This window comes from Streptococcus oricebi (assembly GCF_017883985.1).
GTDB lineage: Bacteria > Bacillota > Bacilli > Lactobacillales > Streptococcaceae > Streptococcus > Streptococcus oricebi.
Genome location: NZ_PRDG01000003.1, coordinates 1 through 8,985 on the forward strand (window position 1 = coordinate 1; position 8,985 = coordinate 8,985).

Consider the following 8,985-nt stretch of genomic DNA (forward strand, 5'->3'; position numbering starts at 1 on the left):
TCTTGGCTACAAAACAGCTTTAGAGGCACTTTTAGATGAGGTTGAATAAAAGTTGCACTTTTTCTTGCAATTTATCATTTATATTTTATTTTATAGACTAGGACAATACCTGCCAAGACAAAGGAAATACTATTGGCCGTAATCAAGGCTAAATCGCCAATCATCAAACCATGAATCAGCCAAAGTCCCATGCCAATAACGGTCATCAGGTACATACCCAAAGCGATGGACTCCGTATCCTTGGTCCGGATAACCTTGATTACCTGAGGAACAAACCCAAAGGTGGTCAAGACAGCCGCAATCATTCCAATCATTTTCCCTCCTAATCTAGAGAGTCTCCATTACTCTCAATAACCTTTTGGTACCAGGCAAAGGATTTCTTAGGCCGACGCTGATAGCTTCCACGACCATCATCATCCTTATCCACATAGATAAAGCCGTAGCGCTTTCGCATCTCGCCAGTCCCCGCAGAAACCAAATCGATACAACCCCAAGGAGTATAGCCCATCAGATCGACTCCATCTTCCACAACGGCCTTCTTCATTTCTCGAATATGGGCCGCTAGGTAGTCAATCCGATAATCATCCTGCACCATACCATCAGCATCCAGCTGGTCAATGGCCCCAAAACCATTTTCAACGATAAAAAGCGGCAAATGATAATGGTCGGTAAACCAATTTAGGGCATAGCGCAGACCCTCAGGGTCAATCTGCCAGTCCCAATCCGAAGCCTCAACATAAGGGTTTCTCACCAAATCCTCTGTTTCCAGATAGTCAAAATAAGAATTGTCCTTGCGGTGGGCATCAATAGCAAAGGACATATAGTAGCTAAAGCCGATATAGTCCACACAGCCGGCCAAAAGGTCAGCTTGGTCCTGCTGGCTAAAGTCTATCTCAATCCCTTTACGTTGCCAATATTTTAAAATATGAGCCGGGTATTTACCAAAAACATGGACATCCGCAAAATAATGACGTTTCTGCATGGCCTTCATAGCCATAAGGACGTCCTTGGGCTTGCAAGTGGCAGGATAAATCGGACACATGGCAATCATACAGCCAATCTGAAAATCTGGATTGATGGCATGGCCCAGCTTAACAGCCCGGCTACTAGCTACCAGCTCATAGTGGGCCGCCTGATACATGATTGCTTCCCGGTCGTCCCCTTCTTTGTAAACAAGGCCCGAATTAGTAAAAGGGGCAAAATCTTCCTGATAATTGGCCTGATTGTTGATTTCGTTAAAGGTCATCCAATATTTGACCTTGTCCTTATAGCGCTTGAAAACCACTTCAGCAAAGCGCACAAAGAAATCAATCATTTTCCGATTTTTCCAGCCACCGTACTCGGTCACTAGGTGATAGGGCATTTCAAAGTGAGATAGGGTCACGACTGGCTCAATGCCATACTTCAAACACTCATCAAAGAGCTCGTCATAAAATTGCAGACCCGCTTCATTAGGCTCTGCTTCATCTCCTTTGGGAAAAATCCGCGTCCAAGCAATGGAGGTCCGAAAGCACTTAAAGCCCATTTGAGCAAAGAGGGCCAAGTCCTCCTTGTAGCGGTGATAAAAATCAATCCCCTCATGATTGGGATAGTATTTCCCCTCAAGGACACCCGCTGTAATTTCTCGGGGAACACCATGCCTAGCAGCCGTCATGACATCAGCCACACTGATTCCCTTGCCACCTTCCTGCCAGCCACCCTCTAGTTGGTGGGCAGCCACTGCCCCACCCCACAAAAATCCGTCCTTAAAAGTTGCCATAGATAGAGTCCTTTCGATTGTATTTTTCTCTATTATACCCCCCATTTACCAAAGTTTGAATAGCGTCATTTTCCACAAAGCTACGGAAAAAATACATCTTTCCAGGCCAGTAACCACTAGCAAGACCTTAGAGTTAAGGTTAAGATAACAGCAAAAAGAGGGCGAACCCTCTTTTTATTTTTCAACAGCAGGTAAGATGCCGAACGTCCACATCTCAAACTCCTAGTCTACCAATCTGTTTGATTAGAGATGCGTAAAAGAATGAGTTTTAGTTATTTCTCTTTCAAACTTTTATCCAATCCATCTCGAATTGGATCTAAAAAGTAATCTAATACTGTTCGTTTACCTGTCCGAATTTCAACCGTTCCAGATAAGCCAGATATTAGTTCAATTCCTTGATGCATATGAGACTGGTCTACTGCTACTCGAACTTGATAAACTGCCCCCTTGCCTTTCACTTGAAAAGCTGTTGGGCTGATATAAGTGACTTTAGCTGGGATAGTTCCATAATCAGAGTAAGGATAGGCCTGCAACTTTACAACTGCCTTCATTCCCACTTTAATGTCAGCCCGATCCTTATCTGCTACCTGACTTTCAAATATCAATTCAGAACCACTAGGAACAAGGCTTGCCAAATTGCTACCTGCACCAATTACTTGTCCCACATGATTAACTCCTAAGCTAGCCACTGTACCCTTTGTAGGTGCAGTAATTTGTAGATGTTCCAAAAGATAGCGCTGTTGAGTCAACTCTGTCTCTGCCTTTACTTTTTTTTCATTTAAGTTCGTCAAACGTTGAGCAAGAGTGCTATCATACTGCGCATTAACCAAGTTAGCATCTGCTTGAGAAAGCTGCTGGCGGTAAAGAGTATTTTCTGCTAGCAATTCTCGGATAAGCAGATGAGCAACTTCTTGATAATCCGCAAGGTTAATGGTTGCTTGTTTGTCTGCCTGATATTTCCCTACAACTTCAATAGCAGCCTTCAGTCCAACCAGGCCATCTTCTAATTCTTTGACTGTCTGCTTAGCGACTGTATCATCTAGTTCAAGGAGTGGACTGCCTTCTTTTACTTGGTCTCCTTCTTTCACCTTTAAAGATTTTACCACACCATTTGAAGCGCTACTGATAGTCTGAATCTGCTTTTCTGGCAGAATAGAGCCTGACCCTAAAACGACTATATCTACAGAAGAAAATCCCGCCCAAGCCAAGGAAATTACTACAAGGAGACTTATCAGAAGAACCAGATATTTTCCAGCGGAATGAGCTGGTCTCTCAACAATTTCTAATAAAGATGGCATAAAGTCATACTTTAGCTGTTCGTCTTTTTGATGACTATAACGGCTTATATAGTCAGTCATTGATAGTTTATCTTTTGCCATTAAGCCCTTCCCCTTTCCTGTTGGTTATATAAATGAGCATAGAGCCCTTTTTCTGCTAATAGTTTTTCATGACTATCGTAGGCCACGATACTTCCTTCATCAACCACTAAAATCCTTTCTGCTTCTGCTAGAGTGGATAAGCGATGTGCGATAATCAGTACTGTCCGACCTTTACAAATGGTTTTTAGATTTTCTTGAATAATACGTTCAGATTCATAATCCAAGGCCGAGGTCGCCTCATCAAAAATCAAGATTTTAGGATTTCCTAAAATAGCACGGGCGATAGCTACTCGCTGTTTCTGTCCGCCTGAAAGTCCCAAACCTTTCTCACCAATAATCGTATCATAACCTTGAGGTAGAGAAAGAATAAAGTCATGAGCTCCAGCTGTTTTAGCCGCAGCCACTACTTCATCCATGCTAGCCAAGGGAAGATGAATAGAAATATTTTCTCGCACAGTGCCATTAAATATAAAATTCTCTTGAAGGACAATCCCGATCTGCCGTCGTAACTGCTCTGGATTGACTAAAGATAAATCCAGACCATCAATCGAAATTTTTCCTGCTTCTGGAATATATAAACGTTGAATCAGCTTAGATAAGGTACTTTTCCCTGAACCACTCCGCCCCACAACACCTACAATGCTCCCTGCCGGAATAGTAAAACTCATGTCCTTAATCACATCAGAGGCATCTGCCTGATAACGAAAACGAACATGGTCAAAAACAATTTTACCCTCTAAAGTAGGAAGTTCAGCCAAACCATTAGGTCGAAGTTCCGCAGGAGAATTAAAAATATCCCCAATTCGTGTCACTGATAAGGACGCCTGTTGGTACTCTTGCCAGAGTTGTACCAAGCGCAGAACAGGGCCACTAATATGACTAGATAACATACGAAAGGCAACCAATTGACCAATGGTAAAACGACCATCAATGACCGCCAAGGCCCCAAAAAAGAGAATCAATAGATCAAAAACTTTTTGAATAAACTGACCAATAGCTCCCGAAGTTGAAGCAATCATTGCCGTTTTATAGCCTGCCTTGACATAGTCTGCTTGTAAATCACCCCACTTCTGCTCAAAACGAGACTCTAAAGCAAAAGATTTGACCGTCTGTACCCCTTGAATAGACTCAACCAAAAAGGAACTTGTCTCTGCTCCAGCTTGAAATTGCTGATCTAAACGTTTTTTAAATAAAGGAGTTACAATAGCTGATAAAATCACATAAAAAGGGATTGAAGCTAAAACCAACCAGGTCAAAGGCACACTATAAAAGAAGAGAACCGTAATATAGACAATGATGAAAAAGGCATCAATTAGAGAGGAGAGAGGTGTCCCTGTTAAGAACTGACGAATATGTTGCAGTTCTTGCACTCGTGCCACCGTTTCCCCAGCTCTTCGTGCTTCAAAATAACGTAGAGGCAAGGCAAATAGATGCTTAAACAGACGAGCATTTAAAAGGACGTCCACTCGGTTAGTCGTGTGCGTAAAAAGATAGTTCTTGGCTAATGATAAAATCAATTCAAAGAGGTAAACAAGTGTAATACCAATCGAAATAACAGTTAAAGTTGATAAGCTATGGTGTGATAAAACCTTATCAATAATGACCTGAACCATAATCGGTGTTGTCAATCCTAAAATCTGAATGACAAAAACACCAAGTAAGACTTGAATAAAAGCCTTTTTAAATCGCAAAACAGTAGGAATAAACCACTTAAAACTAAAAATAGCATCATTGAGCTTAGGAGCACCCTTTTTTGTCATTAACAGAGCAGAACCAGCCCATTTTTCCCTTAAATCAACTAAGGACATCACTTCCGGACGACTTTGACCAGGAAACAAAACCAAAGCCTCTGTCTCTTGCAATCTAGCCACAATAAAATAAGTTCCGTCTTTGGCCTGAGCCATAAAAGGAACCAACTTCTCAGCCTTGCTAACCAACTTGTCCATTGATAAATTGACATACTTGGCCTTCATTTCATATTGCTTGGCGCAATAGAGCAAAAAAGGAATTGTTTCGTCAAAAGGACTGGTTGCAACTAGCTGCTTTAATTCCGCCTCACTGGCCTGTACCCCTAAAAATTGGGATAAGACTAAAAAGCAAGCAAGCCCAGATTGGACGGTTTCACTTTCATAATCCATACTTTTCTAAAATCTCATTTCCAAATTATTCTATTTAATTTAAAAGCAACTAGAGGGCATAAAGATGCCCCTAGTTGATTATTGTCCGACAAACTGCTCTGTAAAGAGTTCTGTTGAACTTGTTGTAACAGCTGATGTAGCTGACACTGCCTTATCTGTCGGCAATCCTGCCATCTCCTGCACCAGTAGTTGAGCCTGCACGGAACTTTGTTTGTCTACTGAGCTGACTGCTGTATTTGATACAACCCTGTTAGCTGTTGAAGCTACGGCTGAGTCATTTCCTGACATTAAGCTAGCCAAGGTTTGGGCTTGGTCGCTCGTACTTATAACGGATTCACTAGAAGTAGGTTCTGTTTGCACCACTGGCGCTTCTTTCACTTCTAAACTATAATCCTTGTTATTGATGGTTGCTGTCCGCTGGTCCGCAAATTCCAGACTAAAGTTCTGATAAGAAGAACTATAACGGTAGTTGCTCAAGGTCAGCTGGTCTTCCCCTTGACTAAAGACAAGGTCACTACCACTAGTTGTCACCTTCAAGCTCTCTGGTGTCATCCCTTCCAAGAAACGAATAACATTGTGGCCAGAACTATCTGATATGCTATCTCGACCGTAACCTTTACCAAAGATATAGGTATCATCGCCTGCTCCACCATAGAGATAGTCATTGCCAACACCACCGTCTAAGATATCATTGCTATCGTTGCCATATAAACTATCATCACCAGCTTCTCCATAGAGAATATCTGCCTCGGATGAACCATTCAAGGTATCGTTACCGGCGCCAGCTCTCATAGTAGAGGCACCAAGAAAGGCAGAAAGGGTATCATTGTTAGCTGTTCCTTCCAACACCTTAAACGGACTATGGGCATCGTCTACCTTCATCGTCGTGCCATCATCAAACTCCAGAAGGAAGTTGCGGTCACTCGCCCCGTAACGGAAGTAAGGGAAGACAATCTGGTCACCCGTCTCCTTGTTCTCCAGCACAACTCCATAACTACCTTCAGTATAGGCGCGAAGATCACTTGGACGAATCCCATCCATGAACTGAATTTTATTCAAGCCCCATTCATCTTGGACAATATCACGGCCAGATCCTTTACTGAAGATATAGGTATCATCACCAGCTCCACCTTTGAGCGTGTCATTACCGACACCGCCGTCTAGTGTGTCATTACCACCATTTCCATTTAGGGTATCATCACCAGCTTCTCCATAGAGAATATCTGCCTCGGATGAACCATTCAAGGTATCGTTACCGGCGCCAGCTCTCATAGTAGAGGCACCAAGAAAGGCAGAAAGGGTATCATTGTTACTTGTTCCTTCTAACACCTTGAACGGACTAGTGGCATCATCTACCTTCATCGTCGTGCCATCATCAAACTCCAGAAGGAAGTTGCGGTCACTCGCCCCGTAACGGAAGTAAGGGAAGACAATCTGGTCACCCGTCTCCTTGTTCTCCAGCACAACTCCATAACTACCTTCAGTATAGGCGCGAAGATCACTTGGACGAATCCCATCCATGAACTGAATTTTATTCAAGCCCCATTCATCTTGGACAATATCACGGCCAGATCCTTTACTGAAGATATAGGTATCATCACCAGCTCCACCTTTGAGCGTGTCATTACCGACACCGCCGTCTAGTGTGTCATTACCACCATTTCCATTTAGGGTATCATCACCAGCTTCTCCATAGAGAATATCTGCTTCAGATGAACCGTTCAAGGTGTCATTTCCGGCACCTGCTCTCATACTAGAGGCACCGAGAAAGGCAGAAAGGGTATCATTGTTAGCTGTTCCTTCCAACACCTTAAACGGACTATGGGCATCGTCTATCTTCATCACTGTGCCATCATCAAACTCCAGAAGGAAGTTGCGGTCACTCGCTCCATAGCGGAAGTAAGTGAAGACAATCTGGTCGCCCGTCTCCTTGTTCTCTAGCACAACGCCATAATTGCCTTCAGTGTAAGCACGAAGATCACTTGGGCGTATCCCATCTGTGAATTGAATTTTATTGAGACCTTGATCATCATAGACAATATCCCGACCGGAGCCTTTTTCGAAGATATAGGTATCGTCACCTGCTCCACCTTTGAGCGTATCATTACCAACACCGCCGTCTAGGATGTCATTACCGTCGTTCCCATTTAGAGTGTCGTCGCCGTCTTGACCATAAAGCTTGTCTGCTTCAGATGAACCGTAGAGACTATCATTCCCTTTTCCACCTTGCAAGGTCATTCCCTTCATATATGCAGTGAAATGGTCAGCGTCATCTGTTCCTTTAAAGAATTTTAATGGATTGATTTCAGAACTTGAAGTAAGAATTGTACCGTCGTCAAATTCTAAAGTAAGATTCTGATAGTTTTCACTATATCTATAGTTAGAAATCGTCACATTATCGGCAGTTTCTTTGATTTTTATCGTGATATCATGATTACCGGTCAATGATATCTTTAAATCACTTACTTTGATTCCACCTATGAACTTAATTTTATTTAGTCCACTGTTGTCATAAATCGTGTCTTGACCATAACCTTTACCAAAGACATACGTATCATTACCATAACCGCCTTCAAGACGGTCAGTACCAGCACCGCCATCTAAAACATCATCGCCGTCGGATCCTTGAAGAATGTCATCACCAGCTTGCCCATAAAGCTTATCATCACCAGCTCCACCATAGAGCTTGTCATTACCGGCGCCACCATCTAGGATATCATTACCATCATTACCATACAAGGTATCATCTCCTGTTTCGCCGTATAAGGAATCAACTCCAGATGAACCATTTAAGGTGTCATTGCCTGCTCCGGCTTTCAAAGTCAAACCAGTCAGTGGAGAAGTAAGAGTATCGTTTTCTGCGCTACCAATCAAACTACGGAATGGACTGCCTTCATCCTGCACTCCTACTTCTGTACCATCTGAGAAAACTAGTTTCAACTGACGAGAACTATTATAATAATTAAAGGAAAGGAAAGTTAAGCTATCCTGCGTCTTGGTATTTTCCAAAATAAGATTATGACCATCATTATGTGCTTGTAGATCAGATAGGGCAATCCCTTGACCAAAGCGAATGGTGCTAAAGCCATCTCCATCATAAATCGTATCCTGACCATGACCAACTTCAAATACATAGGTATCATCTCCATAACCACCTTTGAGCGTGTCATTACCGGTACCACCATCTAGGATATCATTTCCATCATTACCATACAAGGTATCATCACCAGACTCTCCATAGAGAGTATCTGCTTGGGATGAACCATTTAAGGTGTCGTTGCCTGCTCCGGCTTTCAAAGTCAAACCAGTCAGTGGAGAAGTAAGAGTATCGTTTTCTTCGCTACCAATCAAACTACGGAATGGACTACCTTCATCCTGCACACCTACTTCTGTACCATCTGAGAAAACCAATTTCAACTGACGAGAACTATTATAGTAATTAAAGGAAAGGAAAGTTAAGCTATCCTGCGTCTTGGTGTTTTCCAAAACAAGATTATGACCATCATTATGTGCTTGTAGGTCAGAGAGGGCAATTCCTTGACCGAAGCGAATGGTGCTAAAGCCATCTCCGTCATAAATCATGTCCTGACCATGGCCAACTTCAAATACATAGGTATCATCTCCATAACCACCATAGAGCTTATCATTACCGGTACCACCGTCTAGGATATCATTGCCATTATTCCCATTTAGGGTGTCATCTCCTGCT

The 8,985-nt window shown here is 42.7% G+C and carries 5 protein-coding genes (1 of these 5 only partly in view); all 5 read right to left on the minus strand.

Translation table 11 applies throughout. The features are described 5' to 3' along the window. Positions 1 to 74: 74 nt before the first annotated feature. Entirely contained in the window at positions 75 to 314 is a 240-nt protein-coding gene (locus C4K46_RS04970) for a SemiSWEET transporter (RefSeq protein ID WP_209627798.1), read from the minus strand. Positions 315 to 322: 8 nt separating this feature from the next. Continuing rightward, complete coding sequence (locus tag C4K46_RS04975) at positions 323 to 1,759, minus strand: 6-phospho-beta-glucosidase (RefSeq protein WP_209627799.1); 1,437 nt, start codon at positions 1,757 to 1,759, stop codon at positions 323 to 325. 272 nt (positions 1,760 to 2,031) lie between these two features. Beyond that, the gene (locus C4K46_RS04980; RefSeq protein ID WP_209627800.1) at positions 2,032 to 3,138 is read right to left on the minus strand and encodes a beta-barrel domain-containing protein; all 1,107 of its coding nucleotides are present in this window, start codon (positions 3,136 to 3,138) and stop codon (positions 2,032 to 2,034) included. After that, positions 3,138 to 5,276, minus strand: coding sequence for a peptidase domain-containing ABC transporter (locus C4K46_RS04985; protein ID WP_209627801.1), 2,139 nt, complete (start codon positions 5,274 to 5,276; stop codon positions 3,138 to 3,140). Before C4K46_RS04985 ends, C4K46_RS04980 begins: the two co-directional genes overlap by 1 nt. 78 nt (positions 5,277 to 5,354) lie before the next feature. Continuing rightward, positions 5,355 to 8,985 carry the 3' portion of a calcium-binding protein gene (locus tag C4K46_RS10555; RefSeq protein ID WP_245335142.1) on the minus strand. It continues 3,398 nt past the right edge of the window, so 3,631 of the gene's 7,029 nt are visible here — the last part of the coding sequence; its start codon lies beyond the right edge, outside the window; its stop codon occupies positions 5,355 to 5,357.